30 protein-coding genes are annotated in these 22,404 nt (G+C 73.6%); 21 read left to right on the top strand and 9 right to left on the bottom strand.

Going from position 1 to position 22,404, the window contains the following annotated elements; all coding sequences use genetic code 11:
* Positions 1 to 6 precede the first annotated feature (6 nt).
* Positions 7 to 1,179, top strand: coding sequence for a hydroxylase (locus GFH29_RS19135; RefSeq protein ID WP_153325322.1), 1,173 nt, complete (start codon positions 7 to 9; stop codon positions 1,177 to 1,179).
* Between the two features lie 96 nt (positions 1,180 to 1,275).
* On the opposite strand, the gene GFH29_RS19130 is transcribed toward GFH29_RS19135, so the two are convergent.
* Positions 1,276 to 2,109, bottom strand: a complete 834-nt coding sequence (locus tag GFH29_RS19130; RefSeq protein ID WP_194289067.1) for an IclR family transcriptional regulator — start codon at positions 2,107 to 2,109, stop codon at positions 1,276 to 1,278.
* 248 nt (positions 2,110 to 2,357) lie between these two features.
* On the opposite strand from GFH29_RS19130, the gene GFH29_RS19125 reads away from it, so the two are divergent.
* From GFH29_RS19125 to GFH29_RS19080, 10 genes are all read left to right on the top strand, one after another.
* The gene (locus GFH29_RS19125) at positions 2,358 to 3,344 is read left to right on the top strand and encodes an ABC transporter substrate-binding protein (protein ID WP_194289066.1); all 987 of its coding nucleotides are present in this window, start codon (positions 2,358 to 2,360) and stop codon (positions 3,342 to 3,344) included.
* A gap of 13 nt (positions 3,345 to 3,357) precedes the next feature.
* Positions 3,358 to 4,221: an ABC transporter permease gene (locus tag GFH29_RS19120; protein ID WP_228387625.1), complete on the top strand. Its 864-nt coding sequence runs from the start codon at positions 3,358 to 3,360 to the stop codon at positions 4,219 to 4,221.
* On the top strand, positions 4,218 to 4,994 hold the full coding sequence (locus GFH29_RS19115; protein WP_153325319.1) for an ABC transporter permease: 777 nt from the start codon (positions 4,218 to 4,220) through the stop codon (positions 4,992 to 4,994). The genes GFH29_RS19120 and GFH29_RS19115 overlap by 4 nt, the downstream gene beginning before the upstream one ends.
* Positions 4,994 to 5,830: an ABC transporter ATP-binding protein gene (locus GFH29_RS19110; RefSeq protein ID WP_153325318.1), complete on the top strand. Its 837-nt coding sequence runs from the start codon at positions 4,994 to 4,996 to the stop codon at positions 5,828 to 5,830. Before GFH29_RS19115 ends, GFH29_RS19110 begins: the two co-directional genes overlap by 1 nt.
* Positions 5,831 to 5,832: 2 nt before the next feature.
* Positions 5,833 to 6,258, top strand: a complete 426-nt coding sequence (locus GFH29_RS20530) for a GlcG/HbpS family heme-binding protein (RefSeq protein WP_194289065.1) — start codon at positions 5,833 to 5,835, stop codon at positions 6,256 to 6,258.
* Between the two features lie 28 nt (positions 6,259 to 6,286).
* Entirely contained in the window at positions 6,287 to 7,513 is a 1,227-nt protein-coding gene (locus tag GFH29_RS19100; protein WP_153325316.1) for a flavin reductase, read from the top strand.
* 89 nt (positions 7,514 to 7,602) lie between these two features.
* On the top strand, positions 7,603 to 8,475 hold the full coding sequence (locus tag GFH29_RS19095; RefSeq protein ID WP_153325315.1) for a VOC family protein: 873 nt from the start codon (positions 7,603 to 7,605) through the stop codon (positions 8,473 to 8,475).
* 140 nt (positions 8,476 to 8,615) lie between these two features.
* Complete coding sequence (locus GFH29_RS19090; protein WP_153325314.1) at positions 8,616 to 9,389, top strand: IclR family transcriptional regulator; 774 nt, start codon at positions 8,616 to 8,618, stop codon at positions 9,387 to 9,389.
* Positions 9,390 to 9,432: 43 nt separating this feature from the next.
* Positions 9,433 to 9,720: a DUF1330 domain-containing protein gene (locus GFH29_RS19085; protein ID WP_153325313.1), complete on the top strand. Its 288-nt coding sequence runs from the start codon at positions 9,433 to 9,435 to the stop codon at positions 9,718 to 9,720.
* A 40-nt stretch (positions 9,721 to 9,760) separates the two neighbouring features.
* Complete coding sequence (locus tag GFH29_RS19080; RefSeq protein WP_153325312.1) at positions 9,761 to 10,057, top strand: hypothetical protein; 297 nt, start codon at positions 9,761 to 9,763, stop codon at positions 10,055 to 10,057.
* Between the two features lie 57 nt (positions 10,058 to 10,114).
* Here the strand turns inward: GFH29_RS19080 and GFH29_RS19075 are convergent, their stop codons facing one another.
* Positions 10,115 to 11,653, bottom strand: coding sequence for a hypothetical protein (locus tag GFH29_RS19075; RefSeq protein ID WP_153325311.1), 1,539 nt, complete (start codon positions 11,651 to 11,653; stop codon positions 10,115 to 10,117).
* 62 nt (positions 11,654 to 11,715) lie between these two features.
* Positions 11,716 to 12,705, bottom strand: coding sequence for an NAD(P)/FAD-dependent oxidoreductase (locus GFH29_RS19070; protein ID WP_228387624.1), 990 nt, complete (start codon positions 12,703 to 12,705; stop codon positions 11,716 to 11,718).
* Positions 12,706 to 12,770: 65 nt separating this feature from the next.
* Between GFH29_RS19070 and GFH29_RS19065 the strand changes: the two genes are divergently transcribed.
* Positions 12,771 to 13,343: a helix-turn-helix domain-containing protein gene (locus GFH29_RS19065; protein ID WP_228387623.1), complete on the top strand. Its 573-nt coding sequence runs from the start codon at positions 12,771 to 12,773 to the stop codon at positions 13,341 to 13,343.
* A gap of 3 nt (positions 13,344 to 13,346) precedes the next feature.
* Here GFH29_RS19065 and GFH29_RS19060 read toward each other — a convergent pair whose 3' ends face one another.
* Complete coding sequence (locus GFH29_RS19060; protein WP_153325310.1) at positions 13,347 to 13,880, bottom strand: cupin domain-containing protein; 534 nt, start codon at positions 13,878 to 13,880, stop codon at positions 13,347 to 13,349.
* 114 nt (positions 13,881 to 13,994) lie between these two features.
* On the opposite strand from GFH29_RS19060, the gene GFH29_RS19055 reads away from it, so the two are divergent.
* The 3 genes from GFH29_RS19055 (at position 13,995) to GFH29_RS19045 (ending at position 15,427) form a co-directional block, all read left to right on the top strand.
* Positions 13,995 to 14,807 carry an SMP-30/gluconolactonase/LRE family protein gene (locus GFH29_RS19055; protein WP_153325309.1) on the top strand — a complete coding sequence of 271 codons (813 nt, stop codon included), beginning with the start codon at positions 13,995 to 13,997 and terminating at the stop codon, positions 14,805 to 14,807.
* 100 nt (positions 14,808 to 14,907) lie between these two features.
* A complete protein-coding gene (locus tag GFH29_RS19050) occupies positions 14,908 to 15,096 on the top strand; it encodes a DUF1918 domain-containing protein (protein WP_153325308.1) in 189 nt (62 codons plus the stop codon).
* Positions 15,097 to 15,115: 19 nt separating this feature from the next.
* Positions 15,116 to 15,427, top strand: a complete 312-nt coding sequence (locus tag GFH29_RS19045) for a hypothetical protein (RefSeq protein WP_153325307.1) — start codon at positions 15,116 to 15,118, stop codon at positions 15,425 to 15,427.
* Positions 15,428 to 15,450: 23 nt separating this feature from the next.
* On the opposite strand, the gene GFH29_RS19040 is transcribed toward GFH29_RS19045, so the two are convergent.
* A complete protein-coding gene (locus GFH29_RS19040; RefSeq protein WP_153325306.1) occupies positions 15,451 to 16,107 on the bottom strand; it encodes a class I SAM-dependent methyltransferase in 657 nt (218 codons plus the stop codon).
* A 183-nt stretch (positions 16,108 to 16,290) separates the two neighbouring features.
* Here GFH29_RS19040 and GFH29_RS19035 point away from each other — a divergent pair, with 183 nt between their 5' ends.
* The 3 genes from GFH29_RS19035 to GFH29_RS19025 are packed head-to-tail and all read left to right on the top strand — an operon-like array spanning position 16,291 to position 17,776.
* Positions 16,291 to 16,962: a class I SAM-dependent methyltransferase gene (locus GFH29_RS19035; RefSeq protein WP_228387622.1), complete on the top strand. Its 672-nt coding sequence runs from the start codon at positions 16,291 to 16,293 to the stop codon at positions 16,960 to 16,962.
* Between the two features lie 41 nt (positions 16,963 to 17,003).
* Positions 17,004 to 17,402, top strand: coding sequence for a rhodanese-like domain-containing protein (locus GFH29_RS19030; protein WP_153325305.1), 399 nt, complete (start codon positions 17,004 to 17,006; stop codon positions 17,400 to 17,402).
* A gap of 32 nt (positions 17,403 to 17,434) precedes the next feature.
* Positions 17,435 to 17,776: a DUF1801 domain-containing protein gene (locus tag GFH29_RS19025; RefSeq protein ID WP_153325304.1), complete on the top strand. Its 342-nt coding sequence runs from the start codon at positions 17,435 to 17,437 to the stop codon at positions 17,774 to 17,776.
* A gap of 10 nt (positions 17,777 to 17,786) precedes the next feature.
* Here the strand turns inward: GFH29_RS19025 and GFH29_RS19020 are convergent, their stop codons facing one another.
* Positions 17,787 to 18,236 (bottom strand): MarR family winged helix-turn-helix transcriptional regulator, encoded by a 450-nt coding sequence (locus GFH29_RS19020; RefSeq protein ID WP_153325303.1) that lies wholly within the window; start codon positions 18,234 to 18,236, stop codon positions 17,787 to 17,789.
* A gap of 71 nt (positions 18,237 to 18,307) precedes the next feature.
* Between GFH29_RS19020 and GFH29_RS19015 the strand changes: the two genes are divergently transcribed.
* Positions 18,308 to 18,958: a maleylpyruvate isomerase family mycothiol-dependent enzyme gene (locus tag GFH29_RS19015; protein WP_153325302.1), complete on the top strand. Its 651-nt coding sequence runs from the start codon at positions 18,308 to 18,310 to the stop codon at positions 18,956 to 18,958.
* Between the two features lie 29 nt (positions 18,959 to 18,987).
* Here the strand turns inward: GFH29_RS19015 and GFH29_RS19010 are convergent, their stop codons facing one another.
* Positions 18,988 to 19,572, bottom strand: a complete 585-nt coding sequence (locus tag GFH29_RS19010) for a TIGR03086 family metal-binding protein (protein ID WP_153325301.1) — start codon at positions 19,570 to 19,572, stop codon at positions 18,988 to 18,990.
* Between the two features lie 104 nt (positions 19,573 to 19,676).
* Between GFH29_RS19010 and GFH29_RS19005 the strand changes: the two genes are divergently transcribed.
* Entirely contained in the window at positions 19,677 to 20,681 is a 1,005-nt protein-coding gene (locus GFH29_RS19005) for an NAD-dependent epimerase/dehydratase family protein (protein WP_153325300.1), read from the top strand.
* Here the strand turns inward: GFH29_RS19005 and GFH29_RS19000 are convergent.
* Both GFH29_RS19000 and GFH29_RS18995 read right to left on the bottom strand, forming a co-directional pair.
* Positions 20,669 to 21,376 carry an alpha/beta fold hydrolase gene (locus GFH29_RS19000; protein ID WP_153325299.1) on the bottom strand — a complete coding sequence of 236 codons (708 nt, stop codon included), beginning with the start codon at positions 21,374 to 21,376 and terminating at the stop codon, positions 20,669 to 20,671. The two genes, GFH29_RS19005 and GFH29_RS19000, sit on opposite strands and share 13 nt — an antisense overlap.
* Positions 21,377 to 21,431: 55 nt before the next feature.
* Complete coding sequence (locus GFH29_RS18995) at positions 21,432 to 21,641, bottom strand: hypothetical protein (RefSeq protein WP_153325298.1); 210 nt, start codon at positions 21,639 to 21,641, stop codon at positions 21,432 to 21,434.
* A gap of 154 nt (positions 21,642 to 21,795) precedes the next feature.
* Between GFH29_RS18995 and GFH29_RS18990 the strand changes: the two genes are divergently transcribed.
* The gene (locus tag GFH29_RS18990) at positions 21,796 to 22,377 is read left to right on the top strand and encodes a dihydrofolate reductase family protein (protein WP_153325297.1); all 582 of its coding nucleotides are present in this window, start codon (positions 21,796 to 21,798) and stop codon (positions 22,375 to 22,377) included.
* The last annotated feature ends 27 nt before the right edge of the window (positions 22,378 to 22,404 follow it).

Raw genomic sequence — 22,404 nt, 5'->3', positions numbered from 1 at the left:
GAGACAGTGAGCGAACTGCTGGACCGCATCGAGGCGATCGCGGACCTGGTGGCCGAGCAGGCGGAGGCCTCCGACGCCCAGGGTCACCTGACCGACGTCACCCACAAGGCGCTGCGCGAGGCCGGCATCGTCCGGGCCCTGCAGCCGAAGGACTTCGGCGGCGACGAGCTGCACCCCCGCGACTTCTTCGAGGGCATCCTGGAGCTCGGCGGCCGTCACGGCTCCACCGGCTGGGTCTCCTCGGTCGTCGGCGTGCACTCCTTCGAGATCGCCCAGGGCACCCGCCAGGTGCAGGAGGAGATCTGGGGGGAGGACCCCGACACCTGGGTCGCCTCGCCGTACGCCCCGATCGGCCGCGCCATCCCCACCGAGGGCGGCTGGATCTTCAGCGGCAAGTGGCCCTTCTCCTCGGGCACCGACCTGTGCGACTGGATCGTGCTCGGCGGCATGCTGTGCGACAAGGACGGCAACGTCCGCCCCGACGGCCTGCGCCACTTCATCCTGCCGCGCAGCGACTACACGATCCTCCAGGACTCCTGGAACGTCGTGGGCCTCAAGGGCACCGGCTCGAAGGACATCCTGATCAAGGACGCCTTCATCCCCGACCACCGCATCATCGACCCCGAGGAGCTCGGCTCCGGTGCGGCGGCCGAGCAGGCCGGTCGCGGCGACGTCGCGCTCTACCGGATGCCGTTCCACTCGATGTTCTCCGGTGCGATCACCGCCGGCACGCTGGCCGCCGCCGAGGGCGCGCTCGCGTCGTGGCTCAGCTACACCCGCGGCCGGGTCTCCGCCCGTGGCGTGGTCGCCGCGACCGACCCGCGTCAGCTGCACGCGCTCGGTGAGGCCGCCTCCGACCTGCAGGCCTGCCGGATGCAGTTCCTCGGCGACATCGACCGGCTCTTCGACGTGTGCGAGGCCGGCGGTCGTCCCTCGATGGAGCTGCGCGCCGAGGTGCGCCGCAACCAGGTCCGCGTCTCGCGCCGTGCCGGCGAGGCCGTCGACCGCCTGGTCGCGCACGCCGGTGGCTCCTCCATGCGCCTGGACAACCCGATCCAGCGCTTCTGGCGCGACGTCCACATCGCGCTGGGTCACGGCGCCAACGTGGCCGAGACGGTCTATGAGGCCTACGGCACCGTGGTCTTCACCGGCGAGGCGCCCAAGAACGTCCGCATGTGACACCGGACCTGGCCCGTCGACACCTCCGGTGTGGACGGGCCAGGTCGATCCGGCCCGGTCGATCCGGCCCGGTCGATCGGGCCCAGTCGATCAGGGTCAGGAGGCCCAGCCGACGCCGATGGCGCGCTTCTGGGCGATGCCGGCGGCGGCGGAGCGGACCAGGGACTCCATCCGGTCCCAGGCGAAGCCCGCGCTCGGGCCGGAGACCGACACCGCGCCCTCGACGACGCCGTGCACCACGATCGGGGCGGCCACGCAGACCAGCCCGGCGACCGCCTCCTCGCGGTCACGGGCGACCCCGCTCCGGCGTACGCCGCGCAGCTCCTCGACGAACCGGTCCGGGTCCACGATCGAGGACCGGGTCATCCGCGGCAGGCCGTGGGCGAGCACGGCGGCGAGGTCCTCGGCGTCGCCGAGCGCGACCATCGCCTTGCCCAGCGCCGTCGTCGACGCCGGGTAGCGCTGGCCGGGCATCGTGCGCACCCGCGGCGTGCGGGGACCGTGGATCTTCTCCAGGTAGAGGATCTCGGGACCCTCCAGGACCGCCAGGTGCGCGGTCAGCCCACCGGTGGCGGCGTGCAGCTGGCTCAAGAAGTGCACCGCGGTGTCGCGCAGGCCCTGCGGGCGGCACAGGCTGACCCGGCTGCCGAGCTCGAAGAGCGCCACGCCGAGGCGGTACTTGGTGCCGTTGCGGGCCACGAACCCCGCCTGCTCCAGCTCGCCGAGCAGACGGAACGCCGTCGACTTCGGGATGTCCGCGCGCTGGGCGAGCTCGGTGAGCGACAGGTCCGTGCGCGCCCGGCGGAACGCCGAGAGCAGCTGGAGCGCCTTCGACACCGAGGTGGCCGGCCGGGGGCGGCACTCGCCGCTCGACTCGCCGCTCGACTCGCCGGGAACCCCGACCGGGACGTCGAGGGTGGGAACTGTCACGGGAAGCCTCCGGATGGGTCGAACGAGCCACCGCGAGCCGCGCTGAGAGGCCCGCTGCCTTGAACCGTAGGCGGCGGCGCGAACAGATCCTGTGACTGCCCTCACTGGGCGGAATTGTGCTTTCGGCCATACCGGGCTGGTTGGCAGATTGCGGTTGTTCCGGTCCACGGAACCGGTGGAGGAAGATGCCTCGGGGGACTCGACCACACCAGGCCGGAACGGACCCACCCCTCGTGCCTAGGAGCATCATGAACAGCTTCAAGAACCGCCTGCCCGTCAAGGCGCTGGCAGTGGCGGCCGCGGCCGCACTCGCGCTCAGCGCCTGCGGCGGCGGCGACGACAGCGCGTCCGACAGCAAGGACGGCACCGTCAAGGTCGCGGTCTTCCCCAGCTTCAACGCTCTCGGCGCCCACACCGCCGATCTCGAGGGCACGTTCGAGGATCAGGGTCTCGACGTCGAGTTCATCACCGTCGCCACCCCGGCCGAGGCCACCCCGCAGCTGCTCGGCGGCAAGGTCGACTTCGCGCTGATGGACGTGACCACCCCCGTCATCGCGCGCAGCGAGAACGTGCCGGTCGTCATGGTCGCCCCGGGTGCCACCGGCACCGCCGTGGGCGAGGACGGCATGGGCGTGGGCAACTTCTGGGTCGCCAAGGACAGCAAGATCAAGTCCATCAAGGACATCGAGAACGCCACCTTCGGCGTCCCGCAGACCAAGAGCCAGATCTGGGTCGACGTGCGCACCGTCGTCGACGAGGCCGGCGGGGACTCCTCGAAGATCAAGTTCGTCGAGGTCCCCAACACCATCGCCGCGCTCAAGGGCGGTTCGGTCGACGTCGTCACCACCGCGGAGCCCAGCGGCACCGCGGCGCTGGCCGACTCCGACATCAAGCTGCTCTCGGGCTACGTCGCCGGCGGCGAGGGCGAGCTCGCCTACACCTACGTCACCTCCGACTCCTTCGCGGGGTCGAACCCGGAGACGGTGGAGAAGTTCGCCCAGGCGATCCTCGAGGCGAACAAGCTGCTCAACACCACCGAGGGCCTGCCCGCCAAGATCGCGGAGACCTACATCGACGCCCCGGCCGAGCTGCTCGCCAAGTCGCGCTTCCAGAAGTTCGGCGAGGAGCCGATCGACGCCGAGACCGTCGAGGCCGGCATCGCCCGCGTGCTGCGCTACGACCTGATCGACGAGGACGACGCCCCGAGCGTCGAGTCCCTGCTCGCGGACAAGTGACGTGTCTGCGTCCGTGACCACTTCGCCTGCCGGCGCGGGGACCCCCGCGCCGGCAGGCGCGGCGCCGTCTCGGCGTCGGGCGCGCTCGTCTCGCAGCTCCCGGCAGCGTGAGCTGCTGGGAGCCGTCGGACTCAAGATCGCAGCGATCGCCGCTGCGCTCCTCCTGTGGCACTGGTTCGCCCTGAACCGGGGCCGCGCCGCCGGCGTACCCACGCCGGCCCGTCTCGTCGAGACGGCCGCCGACCTGATGGCGACCTCGTCGTACTGGGAGGCGGTCGGCAGCACGCTGCTGTCCGCGGTGATCGGCTTCGGGCTCTCGGTGCTGATCGGGGTGCCGCTCGGCCTGCTGATCGGCACGTTCAAGCCGCTGGAGCGCTCGACCACCTTCGTGATCGACTTCGGTCGCACCATCCCCGGCGTCGCGATCCTCCCGGTCGTGCTCCTGCTCTACGGCTCGACCCGCACGATGGTGCTCATCCTGGTGATGTTCAGCGCCCTGTGGCCGATCCTGGTGCAGTCGATGTACGCCGCCCAGCAGCTCTCGCCGCAGGTGCGCCAGGTCGCGAAGTCCTACCGCTTGGACTTCCGCACCCGCGTCCGCTTCATCTACGTGCCGTCCGCGATGCCGTTCATCATGACCGGCCTGCGCATCGCCGCCACGATCAGCCTGCTGATCACGATCTCCTCGGAGTTCCTCGGTGGCGCGACCGGCATCGGCCAGCGCCTGTTCAACACGCTGAGCATCAACGACAACGACCGGATGTTCGTCTGGGTGGTCACGGCCGCACTCCTCGGGGTGCTGCTCAACGTGCTGCTCGGGGCCGCACAGCGCCGCGTCCTGTGGTGGCACCCGTCGCAGAGGGAGAACAACCGATGAGCATCGTGCGTCGTCTGCTCTGGGAGTTCTGGCTCCCCGTGGTGCTCGTGGCGCTCTGGTGGTTCGCCAGCGCCGAGAGCACGAACATCTACTTCCCGCCGCTGTCGCAGATCCTCGACGAGTTCGTCGACATCTGGTTCTTCGAGGGCATCAAGACCGAGATCTGGCCCAGCATCCAGCGCCTCGCGCTGGGCTTCGGCCTCGCCTGCCTGTGCGGCGTGACCCTGGGCATGGTGCTCGGCATGGTGAGCTGGCTCGACGCCGCGGTCCGTCCGCTGGTCGAGTTCATGCGCGCCACGCCGGGCGTCGCGATCCTCCCGGTGATGATGCTGCTCGTCGGCCTCGGCTCCTCGATGAAGGTCGCCATGATCGCGCTGGTCGCGACCTGGCCGATCCTGCTCAACACCATCGACGGCGTCCGCTCGGTCGAGCCCGTGCTGCGCCAGGTCTCCCGCTCCTACCGGCTCAGCCGGCTGGACCGGGTCCGCTTCCTGGTGCTGCCCAACGCCGCGCCGCAGATCTTCGCGGGCGCCCGCACCGCGCTGGCCATCTCCTTCGTGGCGATGGTGATCTCGGAGATGGTGGGCACCCCCGGCGGCATCGGCTACTTCGTCCTGGACGCCCAGCGCAGCTTCAACACCACCGCGATGTGGGCGGGCATCATCGCCCTCGGCATCCTCGGCTACCTGATCAACCGCCTCTTCGCCCTCGTCGAGTCCTGGGCACTTGCCTGGCACCGGGGCATGACCGCGCACAACAACGGAGGAAAGTGATGACCACCGCCACCGCGAACGCCGAGGGCGTCAAGGGTGCCTCGGGCACGCCGGTGATCCAGGCCAAGGGCCTGGGCCACGCGTACGGCGAGCGCCAGATCTTCGAGAACCTCGAGTTCTCCGTGGCGCAGGGCGAGTTCGTCTGCATCGTGGGGCCCTCGGGCGTCGGCAAGACCACGCTGCTGCAGAGCCTCACCGGTCTCCTCCAGCCCAGCCACGGCTCGGTCGTCTTCGAGGGCAAGACCGTGAAGGCGCCGCCGGAGGGCCTGGCCATCGTGTTCCAGGACTACAGCCGCTCGCTGATGCCGTGGCTCTCGGTCCTCGACAACGTGGCGCTGCCGCTGCGCTCGGCCGGGATGAAGAAGGCCGAGCGGCTCCGCCTGGCCACCGAGGCGCTGACCGAGGTCGGCCTCAAGGACTTCACCGCGGCGTACCCGTGGCAGCTCTCCGGCGGCATGCAGCAGCGCGTCGCGATCGCCCGTGCCCTGGCCTCCCAGCCGCGCGCGATCGTGATGGACGAGCCGTTCGCCTCGGTCGATGCCCAGACCCGCTCGGACCTGGAGGACCTGGTCCTGCGGGTGCGCGACCACCTCGGCATCACCGTGATGCTGGTGACCCACGACATCGACGAGGCCGTCTACCTGGCCGACACGGTGCTCGTGCTGTCGGGCCGCCCGGCCACGGTCACCGCGCTGATCGACGTCGACCTGCCCGTGCCCCGCGAGCAGCTGGCCACCAAGGCGCTGCCGAAGTTCGCCGAGCTGCGCACCGAGGTCTACCGCCTGATCAAGGCACCGGTGCCGCCCGCCGAGTCGGCCACCGCCCCGTCGGCCTGAGCGTGGCCGCCGCACCCACCTACGCCGAGGCGTCGCGCGTGCTCGAGGTCGCCCTCGAGCACGCCGGCGCCCTCGGCGTCTGCGTCTCGGTCGCCGTCGTCGACCTGCGCGGCGCCGACGTGCTGGTGGCGCGCTCGGACGGCGCCACCTGGTTCACCTCGGGCGTCGCGCGGGCCAAGGCACGCACGGCGGCGCTCTTCGAGCGGCCGAGCGACGAGCTCGCGGTGCTCCGCGAGAAGTGGCCCGAGCTGCTCGACGTGGTCGCCGCCGACAGCGGCCGCGACCCGGTGACGCTCCCCGGCGGCGTACCGCTGCGGCGCGGCGGTCCCGGCGGCGAGATCGTGGGCGCGGTCGGTGTGAGCGGCGCGCTGCCCGAGCAGGATCTGGCATGCGCCCGGGCGGCTGCGGCCGCCCTCGTCGGTCCGTGACCCCACGGACCCGGACAGGAGAATGAGCATGGACACTTCCCAGGGCCCCACTGGCCCGGCCACGACCGCGGCCCCCGCGCCCTTCGACGCGGCGCTGTTCCGCGAGACCCTCGGGCACTACCCGACGGGTGTCGTGGTGGTGACCGCGATCGACGACACCGGCGCGCCCGTCGGCATGGTCGTCGGCTCCTTCACCTCCGTCTCGCTGGACCCGCCGCTGGTCGCCTACCTGCCGACCCGCACCTCGGGCAGCTACGCGCGGCTGCGCACCAGCCGGCACTTCTGCGTCAACGTGCTCGCCGCCGACCAGCAGGAGCTGTGCGGTCGCTTCGCCTCGCGCGCCGAGGACAAGTTCGCCGGCGTCGACTGGGCTCCGGCGGCCCACGGCTCGCCGGTGCTGCCCGGCGCAGTCGGCTGGATCGAGTGCGAGGTCACCGAGGAGCTCGACGGCGGGGACCACGTGATCGTGCTCGGCCGGGTCCTCGACCTGGCCGTGCAGCGTCCGACCCTGCCGCTGCTGTTCTTCCAGGGCGGCTACGGCCGCTTCGCGCTGCCCTCGCCGGTGGCCGCCTCCGACCCCGAGCTGATCGAGGGCGCGCAGATGGCCGAGGCCGTCCGCGAGCCGCTCGAGGCGCTGGCCCACGAGCTGGGCGCCGACTGCAGCGTGATGGCGCGCGTCGGTGACGAGGCGGTCTTCGTGGCCGCCACCAAGAGCGGCGGCCACGAGCCGGGGAGCCTGGCCGTCGGCCACCGGATCCCGCTGATCCCGCCGGTCGGCACCGTCTTCTGCGCCCAGGCCCCCGACGAGGAGGTCGAGCGCTGGCTGGCCCGCGCCAAGGCCTCCGAGGAGGACCTGGCCAGCTTCCGCGACAACCTCGCCGCGGTGCGCCGCAACGGCTACTCGCTCTCGCTGGTCCCGCAGAGCCCGGCCGACCGGGTCGCGCTGATGAGCGACTACTCCGGTGTCGACGTGCTGCCGGTGCACGAGCGCCGGATGCGCCAGATGATCTCCGAGAGCGCCTCGCTCTACGAGCCGGTGCTCGACCCCGAGCAGACCCACGACCTGCACTCCGTGATCGTGCCGATGCCGACCGACGAGGGACACACCCGCCTGGCGCTGCGCCTGTCCGGGCTGCCCCGCGGTGCCAGCGTCGAGCAGGTCGAGGCGTGGATCGCCGCGCTCACCGCCGTGGCCCACGAGGGCGCCGAGCGGCTGCGCCGGCGTGCCGCGCGCGACGGCGTACGACTCGGCTGAGGAGCTTTTCCGCTCCGTGCCACGACCCCTGGGAGCGAGCTGCGCCGAGGCGCAGGATCGGGCCAGGACTTTCAACAGAGGAGAACCACATGAGCGCCAAGGTCAAGGCCCTCGGGTACGCCGTCATCAGCACGGAGAACCTGGACGACTGGGTGGAGTTCGGCTCCAACCTGCTCGGGCTGCAGGTCGCCTACCGCGACGAGGACCGGCTGTTGCTCCGCATGGACCACTACGCCTACCGCATCGACGTGCGTCGCGGCGAGCCCGGTGCGACCGCGCTCGGCTGGGACGTGGGCAGCCGTGAGGCGCTCGCCGAGCTGGCCGGGAAGGTCGCGGCGGCCGGCTACACCGTCGAGCAGGGCAGCCCCGAGCTGCTCGAGGAGCGCAAGGTCATGGACCTGGTGCGTTTCCGTGACGCCGAGGACATCATCACCCACGAGCTGTTCTGGGGCCTGCGCAGCAGCACCCAGAAGTTCGTCTCCCCGATCGGCGCGAACTTCGTGGCCGGCGAGATGGGCTTCGGTCACGCCTTCCAGGCGCTGCACCACGGCCAGGAGAAGTACGACGAGCTGTTCCGCGACATCCTCGGCTTCCGTCTCTCCGACCACATCGACATGCCGGGCGACGTGGGCACGTTCCTGCACTGCAACCCGCGGCACCACTCGCTGGCCTACGCCAACGCGCCGCACCGCAAGCAGGGCATCGGCCACCTGATGTTCGAGATCGACGACCTCGACACCCTCGGTCGCGCCTGGGACGCCGTGCAGGACGCCGGCGTGACGATCCTGTCCACGCTGGGCAAGCACACCAACGACGAGATGATCTCCTTCTACGTCCGCAGCCCCTCCGGCTTCGGCATCGAGTTCGGCGTCGGCGGCATCCTGATCGACGACGAGACCTGGCTGCCGGTCCGCTACGACTCCGCGCACTACTGGGGCCACAAGCGCCCCGAGGGCGTCTGAGCCTCACGCTCCACCACGCCGCGGCCCCACCCCCGTCCCCCGGGGGTGGGGCCGCGGTGCGTCCGGGGTGATTCGCTGCCGCACACTCACCAGCCGGAATCGCGGTACGCCGCGCCTCGGCGCTCCCGCAGGGTGGTGCTGTGCCGGAGAAGACAGCGGAGCCGCAGAGCTCGGTCGCCAAGGCCGGTCAGCTCCTGGAGGCCTTCCGCGGCCCGGAGCGGGTGCTCGGCGTCAGCGAGCTGGCCCGGCGCTCGGGGCTGTGGAAGTCGACCGCGCACCGGCTGCTCGCCGAGCTGGAGGCGATCGGCTTCGTCGAGCGCGAGGGGACCGGCTACCGCCTCGGGATCCAGCTCTTCGAGCTGGGGGTGCGCGTCGGCGCCTACCGCCCCGGCGGGCTGCGCGACGTCGCGATCGGCGAGCTCAGCCAGCTGCACGTCGCCACCGGCCTCGCCGCTCACCTGGCCGTGCTCGAGGGCGGCGACATCGTCTACCTCGAGAAGGTCCACCACCGGCGCACCCCGCGGCTGCCCCCGGTCGTGACCGGTCCCGGCCTCCGGCATCCCGCGACCTGCTCGGCGCTGGGCAAGGCGCTGCTCGCGCACGTCTCCCCGGAGCTGCTCGGCGAGGTGCTCGGCGAGGCACTGCCGCGGCGCACGCCGTACTCGGTGACCGAGCCGGGGCGGCTGCTGCGCGAGCTGGCGGCGGTGCGTGAGACCGGGCTGGCGCACGAGTACGAGGAGATGGCGATCGGCGCGGTGGCGGTCGCGGCACCGGTCTTCGCACACGGCACCTGCGTGGCGGCGATCTCACTGGGCGGCGCGGCGCTCGGCGTCGGCTGGGAGCGGGCCGGCGAGCTGGTGCTCGCCGCGTCGCGCCGGGTCAGCGAGCGCCTCTCCCGCGCGGAGCTCCGCTGAGGCCCTGACCGCGCGGTGCCCGGGCGTCCGCGAGGATGAGCCCATGAGCGCTTACTGGATCAGCATCTACCGTGAGGTCCTCGACGAGGCCAAGCTGGCGGCGTACGCCGAGCTCGCCGGGCCGGCCCTCGAGGCCGCCGGCGGCACCTTCGTCGCCCGCGGCCTGCCCGAGCAGACCTGGGAGGCCGGCGAGTCGACCCGCACGGTCGTCATCCGCTTCGACTCCGTCGAGGCCGCCCGCGCCGCCCACGACGGGCCGGCGTACCAGGAGGCGCTCGCCGCCCTCGACGGCGGCGCGGTGCGCGAGATCCGGGTCGTCCCGGGGGTCTAGGCGCCGCGTAGGCTGCGGGGTCGAGGACAAGGGGTGTGACATGACAGCGAGCCGTTCGGCGCGCGAGCGCAAGGCCGCTGCGGAGGCGGGTCCGCTGGCGAAGGTGAAGATCGACGTCGGCCAGGACAAGCAGTTCCTCTACAAGTTCACCTGCACCGAGTGCACGGTGAAGGGCCGGGGCCCGTGGTCGACGCACCGCGCGGGTGCGGACAACGGCTACATGGCCGCGATGGACCGCTGGATCTTCCACCTGCACGAGAAGCACCCGGGCGCCGAGGCGCCCTGCCTGGCCTACCTGCCCGCTGCCCAGCAGCGGCTGCACGAGCGCCGGGGCTGAGCCCCGCCGGACCAGATGCCGGTGTCCTGCGGTCTGCAGGTGACTGCAGGACACCGCTCAGGCGCAGCCCGGAGCCCCGTCGGCGCGGCGATAGGTCGCGATCACGCCGTCGTCCGTGGCGTACTCGAGGTGCTCGGCGTCGGTGAGCGTCGCGTAGCCGTACAGCATCTCGCCGACCATCGGCCACCCCTGAGGCGCCTCGCCTCCGGTGCCGGAGTTGGCGTCCGCCCCGTCGTCGGTACGCCGCCAGGTGGCGTCGGCGAACCCGAACCACTCCATGCCGCAGTGCACGTACATCGGCGCGTGGTAGCGGACCCCGACCTGCGGCGGCTCCCCGTGCGGGACGGTGACCAGCTCGACGGTCTCGGGCTCCAGGGGCGCGGCGGCGACCGGAGGAGTCGTTCCTGCCGGCAGGGTGTGCACGACCGGTCCGTGGGCGGCGACGGTGAGCACGAGGACGCGCCCATCCGCGGTGCCGGCGACCGCGTCGGGCCCGTCGGCGACGTCGACGAGATCGACCGCGGCCCAGTCGGTGCCGTCGGTGCTGGTGACCACCCGCGGCTCGGGGTCGCGTCCGCACTGCGCGAGGTCGGCGTAGCAGACCTCCGGCTCGCTCCAGCTCATGTCGTCGATGCCGGTGAGGGTCCAGAACCGGTCGTGGTCGCTCCACAGCGGCGCCCATCCGACCTCCTCGGCGGGCGGAAGGCCCGCCACGGCCGTCCAGGTGGTGCCGTGATCGGTCGAGCGCAGGGCCGGCGGCGAACCTTCGCTGCCGGTGAGGGCGACGGTCCCGCCGACCACCTCGAGACCGCTGACGGACCCGGCAACGGCCAGGGCGGGGTCCGCCACGCGCTGCCAGCTGCGGGCGTCGTCGTCGGAGACCCACAGCGCCGCGTCCCCGTCGATCCCGCCGGCGGCGAGCACCCGCTCGCCGCTGACGGCGAGGTGCCCGGCCCAGGACTCGTGGCGGGAGCCCTGTGCCGGCCGCACCTCGGGCGGGGTCGTCTCGGTGAACGACTCGGCGTCCGTGCTGGTCCAGATCCGGGCCTCGAAGCCGCCCATCGCCGGGTCCGCCGCGGTGCGATAGGTGCCTGCCGCGACGAGCGTGTCGCCGACGACCTGGAGGTCGCTGACCTCGACCGGGTGGGCGAACCCGTCGACGTCGACCCGCTCCCAGCGGAGCCCGTCGCTGCTGCGCAGTCCCACCGGCTCGAAGACCAGCCGCTCGTCGTTGCCCGACCCGCGCCCCCCGGACCCGAGCACGAACCAGTCGCCGTCCGGGAGGACCACCGCCGCCTCGACCTGGAGGTAGGTGGCACCCGTGGCGAGCGGCTCGCCGGCCTCGAAGCCGGCGCCGCCGACGGAGACGTGGGAGCGCACCGTGCCGTCCTCGGCGACGGCGAGCACCAGGGCGTCGTCCCCGGAGGTCGCCAGCACCGGCGCCTGGTCGGCCCCGATCTCGGCGCTCAGCTCCTGGGCCGTCCAGGTGCCGGCGGGCTCCTGCTCGGTGGGGCCGGCCGCTACGCCGCAGGCCGTGACGGACAGGAGCAGCGTGGCCGAAGCGGCGGCGGCCAGGAGGCGTACGGCGTGGGGCATGCGGGTCGGACGCCCGGGCCCCGGGGACGGTTCCCGGCGACGTCCGGTGACACCCGGAGGGCTCAGCCGGCCCGGCGGGCGGCGACGGCGGCCCGGGTCTCCTCCTCGACCAGATCGGCGTTGATCATCGCGCCGGCGCGCAGGCCCGCGGCCGCGGCGGCGATCACCTGGGCCATCGGGTCGGTGACGTTGCCGGCGACCCACACCCCGGGCACGGTGGTTGCTCCGGTGGGGTCCGCGGGGACCGCGGTGCCGAGCATGGCCCCGCCCGCCTCGAAGGGTTCGGCGGTGAGGCCCAGGGGTGCGAGGAAGTCGGTGCAGGCCTCGAACCGCGGCGAGACCACCACGGCGTCGCAGGCCAGCACCTCCCCGGAGGTCAGCCGCAGGCCGCTCAGCGCGTCGTCGGTGCTCAGCACCTCCAGGGGCGGGTCGTCGAGCACCGCGATGCCGCGGGCGGCGAGCCGCTCGAGGTCGTCCGCGCCCGGGTGCGCCGCGGGGTCCGCGACCACGACCACGACGTGCTCGGTGAGCTGGCGGAAGAGCAGTGCCTGGTGGGTCGCCATCGGGCCGGTGGCCAGCACCACCACCCGCTGCCCGCGCACCTCCCAGCCGTGGCAGTAAGGGCAGTGCAGCACGTCGCGCCCCCAGCGCTCGGCCAGCCCGGGGACGTCGGGGAGCACGTCGACCAGGCCGGTGGCGACCAGCACCCGCCGGGCGGTGTGCTCGCGCCCGGCCTCGGTGGTGACGGTGAAGGCGAGGTCGTCCCCGTCCCGCGTGCGTACGCCCGCGACCCGCGCCTCGAGGACCTGTACGCCGTACTGCGCGACCTCCTCGCGGCCGATCGCGAGCAGCTCGCGGGGCGGCACGCCTTCGCTGCCGAGGTAGTTGTGCGCGTGGGCGGCCGGGGCGTTGCGGGGCTCGCCGGCGTCGAGGACCAGCACGGAACGGCACGAGCGGCCCAGGGCGAGGGCGCCGCTGAGGGCGGCCGCGCCACCGCCGACGACCACCACGTCGTGCTCCACAGGCAGGAGGGGATCGGATGTCGGGTTCATCCCTCGAGTCTGCGAGCGACCAGCGCGGTTGACAAACATCCTTGCCATAGCGGCAAACTGCGTGGATGGTCACCGACGACGACATGGCCGCCGCGCTCCAGCAGGTCGGCCCGCGGCTGCGCCAGCTGCGCCTGGAGCGCGAGGCGACCCTGGCCGACCTCTCGGCCGAGACCGGGATCTCGGTGAGCACGCTGTCGCGGCTGGAGTCCGGCGGGCGCAAGCCCACCCTGGAGCTGCTGCTCGCGCTGGCGAAGGCGCACCGGGTCTCCCTCGACGACCTGGTCGACGCCCCGGAGACCGGCGACCCGCGGGTGCGGTCGCGGCCGGTGCAGCGCCACGGGATGACGTTCCTGCCGCTGACCCGTCGCCCGGGCGGGCTCCAGGCCTACAAGCAGGTGCTGCCGGCGCGCCCCGACGCGGTGCCGGACCCGCGCACCCACGAGGGCTACGAGTGGCTCTACGTGCTGTCCGGGCGGCTGCGGCTGGTGCTTGGCACCCGCGACCTGCTGCTGGCGCCGGGGGAGGTCGTCGAGTTCGACACCCGCACCCCGCACTGGCTCAGCAACCCCGGCCCGGCCCCGGCCGAGGCGCTGGCCGTCTACGGCCCCCAGGGCGAGCGGATGCACGTGCGTTCCTGAAGCTCACTCCGGGATCGGCGGGCCGAGCACCTCCAGGCCGTAGCGCGGCGCGACCTCGTTCCAGCGCCCGATCTCCTCCTCCGCGGTCCGCCCCTCGCCCTCGCCCGGGATCCGCATCGCGGTCGCCGGCACCCCCACCTCGTCGTACAGGTCGAGCAGCCCGCCGGGCACGGTCAGGCTGAGGAAGCGCGCCGGCTGCGCGCCGCGGATCCGGAAGGCGTGCGGCAGCCCGCGTGGGAGGAAGAGGAACCAGCCTGCGGTGAGCTCGTACGTCGTGTCGCCCGCGCGGTAGCTCATCTCGCCCTCGAGCAGGTAGAGCGCCTCGGCCTCGCGGGAGTGGCGGTGCAGCGGGGTGGCGATGCCCGGCGGCTGGGTCACCAGCGCAGCGCCGAGGGCGCCCTCGCTCTGCCCGGGGCCGACGAGGTGCTCGAAGATCGAGCCCATCGCCCAGGTGCCGCGCCCGGCTCCCGGGGCCGTGGCCACCACGACGCGGCGCGAGCTTCTCGGCTGGTGGGTCTGCTTGCGTCCCGCTGCCATGGCTGCCACCGATGATCGGCCCGGACCGTTCCGGGCGGGTCTGTCCACGCTACGCCTGCCGGGGCCGGGCCCGGTGCGGCGATGAGTCTCGGCCGGGGCGCGGTCTGAGCAGGCATGAGGACGCGGGTGCTGGCCACCGGGCTCGCGATGGGCGAGTCGCCGCGGTGGCACGACGGGCGGCTCTGGCTGTGTGACTGGCTGGCCGGGGAGGTGCTCACGATCGACCGCGCCGGGCGTCGCGAGGTGGTGCATCGGATCGAGGGGCTGCCGGTCTCGATCGACTGGCTGCCCGACGGGCGCGAGGTCTGCACGACCCCGCGCGGCGTCGTGGTCGGTCCCGACCTCGCGGCGTACGGCGGCACCGGCCGGCCGTGGAACGAGATCGTCGTCGACCCGTGGGGCCGGGTCTTCGTGGACATGCCCGGGTCGGCGCCGGGGGAGGACCCGCGGCCCGGCATCCTCGCCATGATCGAGCCGGACGGGACGACCCGGGAGGTGGCGGACGACCTGTGGTTCCCCAACGGCATGGCGCTGACCCCTGACGGCTCGCTGGTGGTGGCGGAGTCGCACGCCGCGCGGCTGACCGCCTTCACCATCACCGCGGACGGCTCGCTCACCGGCCGCCGGGTGTGGGCCGAGCTGGGGGAGGGGGCTCCCGATGGGATCTGCCTCGATGCCGAGGGTGCAATCTGGTACGCCGACGTCCCGCACCGGCACTGCCGTCGGGTCGCCGAGGGTGGGCGGGTCCTGGACACCGTCGAGGTGGACCGGGGCTGCTTCGCCTGCATGCTCGGCGGCCCCGACGGGCGCACGCTCCACATCGTCGCCACCGACTGGGAGCGGCTGGACTGGCAGCACGGCGGGGGCGAGCGGACCGGGGAGGTGCTCACCGTCCGGGCCCCCGCTCCGCACGCCGGCCGCCCCTGAGCGCGGATGATCGGGTCTCCTTGCCGAAGCAGAGGTCCTGGACCTGTTGCCCGCCGCGGCATCGAGGCGCATCGTGGTAATCCCGGGCACAGGAGGAGCCATGAAGGCGAACGTCGGCGACCAGCTGGTCGTGGAGAGCAACTCGGCGGAGACCCACCGCCGCGAGGGCGAGATCATCGGCGTGCAGGGCGCGGACGGCGGTCCGCCGTTCATGGTGCGCTGGGGCGACGGGCACGAGGGCCTGTGCTTCCCCGGGCCCGACGCGCGCGTGCGGCCCCGCGGGCTCTAGGCGCCGGAGGCGTCGCGCGGTGCGGATGGTGGCCCAGGAGTGGGTCTCCGTGACGGGTGCGCCGCAGGGACCCGACGGCGTGGACGCGATCTTCGCGGTGCTGTCGCCGGAGGCCGACGCCGCGAGCCAGCGCTGGAACCACCGCCTCCTCGCTGGCGTCGAGGCGGCGGTGCTGGGGCGTCGGACCTGTGAAGCGTTCGCGCGCTACTGGCCCAGGTCCGAGGAGCCGATCGCGGCGACGGTCAACGCGGCACCCACGGTGGTGTTCTCCCGCTCGCTCGACGTGGGGTTCCTCCCGGGCGCGCTCCACGTGCGCTACGGCGCCAGGTAACGGCTCCGGGCCTTCGGTCGACGTCAGGCGGGGCTGTCGGCCCGCCGGGCGAGCAGGGTGGAGTCGGCGATGTCGAGGGTGACGCCGTCGCGGGTCACGGTGCGCGGGCGCTGCTCGGCGAGCACGATCTCGAAGTCGTCGGGGAGTGCCGGCAGCAGGTCCGTGGCGAGGAACATCGCCCGGTGCTGGGCGGGGTTCAGCTCGGCGGAGGTCTCCGACGGTGCGTGCCCGACCACCAGCAGGTGCCCGCCGGGAGCGACCGCCTCCGCGAGGCGACGCGTCACCTCCACCATCCTGCCCTCCGGCGGGTGCAGGAAGTGCGTGGTGACCAGGTCGAAGGTGCGCCCGGCCGGCTCGAAGGTGCGGGCGTCGACCTGCCACCAGTCGGTGCGGTCGGCGACCCCGGCCTGCTCGGCGTGCCGTGCGGCGCGGGCCAGGCCGTTGGCGGAGAAATCGGCGCCGGTGACCCGCCAGCCCTGCCGGGCCAGCCAGATCACGTCGCCGCCCTCGCCGCAGCCGACGTCGAGCGCGGTCCCGGGCGTCAGCCGAGAGGCCTCGGCGACCAGCTGCGGGTTGGGGTCGCCGCTCCAGACCTGCTCCTCGGAGGAGTAGCGCTCCTCCCAGCCCTGCGGTTCGAAGAAGTCGGTCTCGGAGGTCTCGTCGTGCTGGTGCTCGCTCATAGGACCAGCGTGCCTTCCGAGCGGCGTACGGGCAACGATCCTTGCTGGATCGGCAAACAGGTTCGGTGTCGTGTCGGGGTAGTCCGCCACACAGGGGTCGCGTTCTGGCCCGTGGACGACACTGGTGTGGCGGACTATCCCGGCGGGGCCACTGCCCGGTCGACGTGTGCGAGCCTGTCGCCCGTGACCCCAGGTGACCCCCAGCGCGGCGTGCGGCGGGCCTACGACACCGTGGCCGCCGACTACGCCGCGCACCTCCCGGACCTCCGGGCCGAGTCGGCGTTGGACCGGGCGATGCTCGACGCGTTCGCCGGAGCGGTGAGGGGGCCGGGGGACGATGCGGGCCGGCCGCTGGTGCTCGACGCCGGGTGCGGCACCGGTCGGATCGGCCGTTACCTGCACGCGCGGGGCAGCCGGGTCGTGGGCGTCGACCTCTCGCCGGGCATGGTCGCCCAGGCCCGCCGCGCCCGCCCCGACCTGCCGGTGGTCGTGGGCTCGCTGGCCGCGCTGCCGTACGCCGACGCCCGGTTCGACGGCGTCCTGCTCTGGTACTCGACCATCCACGCACCGCCCGCGGACCAGCCGCGGCTGCTCGCGGAGGCCGCGCGGGTGCTGCGGCCCGGGGGTCACCTGCTGGTCGGGTTCCAGTCCGGCACCGGCACGCGCGACGTCGCGCCGGCGTACCGCACCTTCGGCCACGAGATCGAGCTCGAGCGCCACCTCGTCACCGCCGACCAGATGAGTGGCTGGCTCGCGGCGGCGGGGCTGCGCGAGGTCGCCCGGCTGGTACGCCGCGCGCAGGACGGCGAGCCCGACGACCAGGCGTCCGTGCTGGCGCAGCGGCCGGCCTCGTGAGGGCCTCGCGCTGCGGGGTGCGTCTTTCGTATCGTCAGGACATGACCACCCCTGACGCCTCGGCGATCGACCGCCTGCTCGAGCAGAGCCGCCGCGGGCTCGACCGGGTCGCGGCCGAGGACCTGCCCGCCGTGCGCGCCGGGGGCGCCCTGATCGTCGACATCCGTCCGCTCGAGCTGCGCGACCGCGACGGCGAGCTGCCCGGCGCGGTGGTGATCGGGCGCAACGTGCTCGAGTGGCGCCTGGACCCGACCAGCCCGCACCGGCTGCCGGGCGCCGACGACCCCGACCGGCGCATCGTGCTGGTCTGCGACCAGGGCTACAGCTCGAGCCTGGCGGCGCACACCCTCCAACAGCTCGGCCTGTCGCGCGCCACCGACCTCATCGGCGGGTTCCAGGCCTGGGCGGAGACCCCCGACGCCCGCCGATTCAGCCACTGACGCGGGGCCCGGACCGGCGTATCGTCCCGAGGATGAGCGAGGACTGGCGCAGCGAGACCATCGACACCGTGCGGTCGCTGATCATGGCCGCCGAGCCGGCCGTGGTCGAGGAGGCCAAGTGGGTCAAGCCCACCAATCCCGCGGGGGTCCCGACCTTCTCCTGCGACGGCCTGATCTGCACGGCGGAGACCTACCGCGACAAGGTCAAGCTGACCTTCGCCCGGGGCGCCTCCCTCGACGACCCCTCCAGCCTGTTCAACGCCAGCCTGGACGCCGGCACCCGCCGGGCGATCGACCTGCGCGAGGGCGACCTGCTCGACGAGGCGGCGTTCGTGGAGCTGGTCCGCGAGGCCGTCGCGCGCAACCGCGCCTGAGCGCGCCGGCCTACTGCCACGGGTCGGTGATCTCGCGCAGCAGCGCGAGGGTCGAGCGGAGCTCCCGCATCCGGCGTGGTCCGACGTGCGCCTCCCACTCCGCCTCGACGCGGTCCTGCTCGACCCGCGCCACGGCGATCACCGCGCGGCCGCGATCGGTGATCCGGATCAGCCGGGCCCGGCCGTCGCGCGGATCGGGGACGCGTACGACGTACCCGCCCCGCTCGAGCTCGTCGACCAAGAAGCCGGCCGCCTGCTTGCTCGTCTGGGCGGCGGCCGCGAGGTCGGTGAGCCGCGAACCGTCCGGGCTCACGCGCTGGAAGACGCGCGCCTGGGCGAGGCTGATCTCGTGACCGGCGGCGGCCACCGCGCGCAGCACCCGGTCCTCCAGGTGCCGGTAGGGCAGGAGGAGCAGGACGCCGGTGCTCGGGGCGGACTCGGCGGGCGGGTGGAGGGACATGCGAGACCCCTTGTCAGCGGGCGGCGCGAAGGCGCAGAGTAGTCAAAGACCTTGACTAGTTGGAGTCTCTCATGGACGACGATGCCTGGGACCTGCTCCGCGACGAACGCCTGAGCCTGGCCCGAACCCTCACGACGCTGAGCGACGCCCAATGGGCGACGCGGACGCTGTGCACGGAGTGGACGGTGCGCGACGTGGTCGCGCACCTGGTGATGACGCCAGCGGGTGAGCCGAGCCTCTCGGTCATGGCCGCGGCGACGGCGCGTGCTCGCGGCAACGTCTGGCACGCGAGCCGCGACCTCACACGGAGGGCGGCGGCGAGGCAGTCGCCCGGGGAGCTGGTGCGGGCGGTGGAGGAGAGCGCCGGCTCGCGCCGCAGACCGGTGTTCGTCGTCGACGCCAACATCCTGCCCGACGTGGTCGTGCACGGGCAGGACATCGCGGTACCGCTGGGGCTGCATCGCCAGGTCCCCGCGGCTGTGGCCGGGGTGGCGCTGTCGCGGCTGTGGTCGATGGGCTTTCCCTTCCACGCCCGGCGCCGGCTGGCCGGCGTACGCCTGTGCTGTGCGGACGGCACGAACTGGACGGCGGGGGAGGGACCGGAGGTCTCCGGCTCGGCCGGGGCGCTCGCGCTGCTGATGACCCAGCGGACCACGGCGGCGCTGTCGATGCTGCAGGGGCCCGGCGTGGCGCGGCTGGAGGCGCGGCTGGCGCACGCCTGAGCCGGCAGCCGGCCGGGTCGGCGGGTGGGTCAGCCTGCCGACCAGCCCGGGTCGCGCCCGGCGCGCGCGACCAGCCGGTCGAGGAGCGGGGCGCCGTCGTCGACGGGTACGGCGGGGCCGAACAGACCCGGAGTCCCGCCGGCGTCGAAGCCCTCCACGAACGCCATGCACGCGGCCGCCGTCGCCTTGTCCGGGCGGTAGTCCTGGCCGGTGGCGCGGGCGAGGTCCCACCCGTGCAGGACCAGCTCGTCGAGGGCGACCAGCCCCGCGACCGCTCCTGGCAGCTCCACCCCGCCGGCCCGGGTCATCCCCTGCCAGGCATCGTCCTCGCGCCATGCCTGCGCCAGGGCCGGCACCTGGCGCTCGAGGGCGGGGCGCCAGCCGGGCTCCAGGGCGGGCCAGCCGTCGGCGTCGGGACTGGTGTCAGTCAGCACGCCGAGCTCCTTCTCGGCCGTCGCCCGCAAGGCGAGCGTCAGCCCGACGAGGTGCTGGAGCAGCTCGGCGACCGTGGTCCCGGAGCAGGGGGTGGTGAGCTCGAGGTCGGCGTCGGTGACCCCGGCGAGCGTCGCCAGCAGCGCGTCCCCGGCTGCCTCCAGATCGATCTGCGCGGTCATCCCAGCAGTCTGACCCCCGTGCCGGGCGCTGGGAAGGGGCTGCTGTGAAAGGGGCGGCGGTTGTGGTGGTTCCGCTCGATTGCGGACTGCGGCACCATCGAGAGATGAGGGTGCTGCTGACCGGCGGTACGGGCTTCGTCGGGTGCCACACGGCGGCGGCGATCGCCGCCGCCGGCCACGACCTGCGCCTGCTGGTCCGACGCCCGGACCAGGTGCCGGTCTCGCTCGGCCCTCGAGGTGTCGAGGTCACCGACGTCGTCGTCGGCGACGTGCTCGACGAGTCGGTGGTGGCCGAGGCCGTCGCCGGCTGCGAGGCAGTGGTGCACGCGGCGGCGGTGTACTCCCTCGACCCGCGCCGCGGCGCGGAGGTCCGGCGTACCAACCTGCGGGCCGCCGAGGTGGTCCTCGGCCGGGCGGTCGCCTCGGGCCTGGACCCGGTGGTGCACGTGTCGACGACCGTCGCGCTCACGCGGTACGCCGGGAGCGGGCCGGACCTGCCGCTGGGCGACATCGACCTGCCCTACGCGCAGTCCAAGATCGCCTCCGAGCTCGTCGCCCGGCGTCTGCAGGAGGCCGGCGCGCCGGTGGTCACCGTCTATCCCGGTGCCGTCTACGGCCCGGACGACCCCTACCGGGGCGACCAGGGCGAGCGGCTTCGCTGGATCCTCACCGGCCGGTTCCCGTTCTGGCCGCAGGGCGGCCTGCACGTCACCGACGTACGTGACGTGGCGGCGGTGACGGCGGCGGTGCTCGAGCCCGACCGGGGACCGCGGCGCTACGTCGTCCCCGGGCACCACGTCGACGGCGACGAGCTGTACGCCGCGTTCGCGCAGGCGACCGGGCGCCGCTTCCCGCACGTGCTGGTGCCGGGCCGGTTGATCGGTCCGCAGTCCCGGCTGCTCGACGCGGTCCAGCGCCGGCTGCCGGCGCGCTGGCACCTCCCGGGCGACCGGGAGGGGGTGGAGATCGTGCTGCGCGACACCCGGGTGGACGACACGCCGGCCCGCACCGAGCTGGGCGTCGAGCCGACTCCGCTGGTGAGCACGATCGGCGACACGGTCGACGGGCTGGTCGGCTCCGGGCGGGTGCCGGGGCGCTACGCCCGCTGAGCCCGGGGCCGCCCGGCCGCGCCGGTGAGGACGGCGGCGAGCTCGTCGGGGCGGCTGAGGTGCACACAGTGGCCGGCGGCGATCTCGTCGGGTTCGCGGATCCCGAGGCGGGTGCGGGCGACCTGGCGCTGGAGCACCGGCGGGAGGAAACGGTCCTGCGCGGTCACGACGTACCGCGCCGGGACCGCGGGTCCGGGGCCGGGCCACGGGACCTCGCCGAGCGCGTCGCTGGTCGGGCGCTCGTGGGCGACGGCCTCCCGGGCGAGCCCGGGCGCGACGTCGTGGAAGAAGGCGACCATCGGGTCCGGGCTGCCGGTGCGCCCGCCGTCCTCCCGGGCACCGGCCGCGACTGCCGCATCCCAGCCCACCGCCCCGAACCACTCCAGCGCGCTCTCCCCGGGCCGCGGCACCATCCCGGCGACGAAGACCTGCGGCGCGTCCAGACGAGCCGCGGCCAGCGCCGCCACGAAGGCGCCGGAGGAGTGCCCGACCACGACCACGTCGTCGCCCGCGCCGGCCGTCGTCTCGACAGCCGTGGCGACCGCGTCGACGCAGTCGGCCCAGGTGGCGTCGTCCCGGTCGGTCGGGAGGTCGGGTGCGACGGCGTCGTGCCCGCGGCTGCGCAGGGCCTGCTGCACGAGGTGCCAGGCCCAGCCGCCGTCGCCCGAGCCGTGCACGAGCGCGAAGGTCGTCATCTCAGTGGAGACAACCGGCGGCGCCCGGACTCATCGCCGTGCCGGTGGCAGACGGTCAGCGCGGGTCCGCTGGGGGACCGTTCTCCTCGGGCCGGCTGCGGCCGGAGGGCACGGCCGCGGTGATGAGGCCCAGCACCACGCCGACGGCGACCATGGCCCAGCTGTTCGAGATCAGGAAGAGGACGACCCCGGCGGTGATGCCCACGGCGGCGCCCAGCGCGATCCGGATCTGCAGCTCGTCCGTGCCGCGCTTCTGCTCGTCCATGCCGCCATCCTCCCCGGATCGGGTCGAGGGGGTGTCGCCCGGGGGCCTTCCGGGTGCTGGTCGGTCGTCGTCGGCGGGTCCGCGATGCCGATGATTTCGGCGGCAGTCCCTGGTCGGATAGCCGCAGACCCGCAACCCAGCGACAGGAGCACGCATGAGCGCGACCTACACCTTCGACGTCTTCGCCAGCCTCGACGGCTACGGCTCCTACGGCCCGGGCGGCGACTGGGGCGGCTACTGGGGCAAGCAGGGTCCCGAGCTGCTCGAGCGCCGTCGCTCGCAGTACGCCGGCGACCAGCGGCTGGTCCTCGGCGCCACGACGTTCCGGGACTTCGTGCGCATGCTGTCCACCGGCTCCGAGGACTCCGAGGTGCGTGACTCCTGGGTCACCGAGATGACGAACCTGCCCACCACCGTGGTGTCCTCCACGCTCGAGGGGCCCCTCGACTGGCCGGACGCCACCCTCGCGAGCGGCGACGCCGTCGACGTCGTCGCCCGGCTCAAGGAGGAGTCCGACGCGCCGCTGCGCTCGCACGGCAGCCTCTCGCTGAACTGGGCGCTGATGGCCGCCGGCCTGGTCGACCGGGTGCAGGTGACGGTGTTTCCGGTCCTCACTGGCACCACCGGCACGCTCCCGGTCTTCGGCGGCGCCGGCGACTCGGACCTCGAGCTGCTGGAGAGCCGCACGCTCGACGGGCGCACCCAGGAGCTGATCTATCGCCCCACGCCGCACTGAGTCTCGCCAGCTCGCAGGACCCCGGCG

Origin of the sequence: Nocardioides sp. dk884, assembly GCF_009557055.1 — a bacterium.
Lineage (GTDB): Bacteria > Actinomycetota > Actinomycetes > Propionibacteriales > Nocardioidaceae > Nocardioides.
This window is presented reverse-complemented; position numbering and strand designations above follow the sequence as displayed.